General features: G+C 48.3%; 2 protein-coding genes. One reads left to right on the forward strand and one right to left on the reverse strand.

Annotated elements, in window-relative coordinates:
* Positions 1-398 precede the first annotated feature (398 nt).
* Positions 399-797, reverse strand: a complete 399-nt coding sequence (locus E4634_RS21385; protein ID WP_135446682.1) for a hypothetical protein — start codon at positions 795-797, stop codon at positions 399-401.
* Between the two features lie 214 nt (positions 798-1011).
* Here E4634_RS21385 and E4634_RS21390 point away from each other — a divergent pair, with 214 nt between their 5' ends.
* Positions 1012-1329: a hypothetical protein gene (locus E4634_RS21390; RefSeq protein WP_135446683.1), complete on the forward strand. Its 318-nt coding sequence runs from the start codon at positions 1012-1014 to the stop codon at positions 1327-1329.
* Positions 1330-1343: the final 14 nt, after the last annotated feature.

Raw genomic sequence — 1343 nt, forward strand, 5'->3', positions numbered from 1 at the left:
GTCAAGGCAGCAAGGGCGCTTCGTGCCGGGACCCGCTAACGCGGGCCCCTGCTTAAGCGTTATGTATCCGCAGTGTGAAGCTCCTGCTTTAATCCCAATGTCCGAAAAAGAGATAACGAAGACTCATTTTCTGGCATCTAGGGCATTTATACCGCCTCGTTGAAATATCACCCTCAACCTCGGCGACAAGCTTGAGAGGATCTTCGATAAACGGATCAGGGAAAGCCTTGATTCCCAAGTCCCTGGCTTTATTTTCTTCCATAGTGTCAAACGTCTGCCTTTCAGCGTCATAATAAATAATCCAACTTTGGAAATCGTCGGATACTCCGGGGCTAACGTGGGCCTCGATACCGCACTCACAAACCATGAGTAACATATGCCCGGGCATAGTGGCTCTCCTAGACCCGCAACTTCATTGCGGGAATCCAGTTGTGATCGCCAGGACGTTTAATTTCAGCTACCTTCCATGCGTTATTACTGGTTCCACCACGCATCGTATTTATGAGCTTGGCAATAGATTCAAATTCGTCTTCGTTCCAAATTAGTCGTCTATCGTCTACTACAGCCTCAAATATCTCGCCAAAGTACTTTGTTCTTATCCTGGTTCCGCTGGGTAGCATTAGCCTTTCCCACATAAAGCCTGATTTCGGGCGCTCCTGAATAACGTCATCGACAGTTCTTTCTAAAAAGTCGTACACTACATTTTCAACTACAGTGTGCGGGTTAGCCGGGTAGCGGGTTAGTAGCTCCCTATAAATCTCAAGGCTAATGGGTATATATACATAGTCGTTAACCATCTGTCCTCCGTATTACTCTATAGTTACTACTAAGTACTCCATAGCAACTCTAGAGTACTTTATCGGTCATGGCAAGTATTAATTTTGCCGGAGAGAAATACATAACAATGCCAACCACGAATGCCCCTTCGGGGCCGGACCTCCGTTCCGGCGCTTCGCGCCTCCACTGCGGCCCGTGTTGGCGGCGTTATGCGCCTGGAGCAAGACTCCACTAATGAATATCACCCTCAAGATATTTCGGGACAAGATGATCTTGATGCATGAGTCTCGTATTGTCACCGCACTACCAAAAGAGCCGTACTCGACTACAAGGCTTCTTGTCGGCACTTTCGAACCAGCGGTCGCATGCTTGAAGGAAGGTTTATCGAGTATCGGAGCAGTAGGTATTTTTAAAAAGTCGCCCCGTATATTCATCTCGCCCCAAGAAATGTGTGAGGGAGGTCTGTCCGAAGTAGAGCGCCGTTGCCTTACTGAATTGGGGCTCGCAGCAGGCGCCAGAGCAGTGGAGTTTGTAAATGAAAAAGGCGCATAACAAGTCAAGGCAGC

Source organism: Mangrovimicrobium sediminis (assembly GCF_004745945.1).
GTDB lineage: Bacteria > Pseudomonadota > Gammaproteobacteria > Pseudomonadales > Halieaceae > Mangrovimicrobium > Mangrovimicrobium sediminis.

Excerpts from the sequence above, each read along its gene's own strand:
- E4634_RS21390 (WP_135446683.1), top strand. The coding sequence starts at position 1,012 with ATGAATATCACCCTCAAGATATTTCGGGACAAGATGATCTTGATGCAT.
- E4634_RS21385 (WP_135446682.1), bottom strand. The coding sequence starts at position 797 with ATGGTTAACGACTATGTATATATACCCATTAGCCTTGAGATTTATAGG.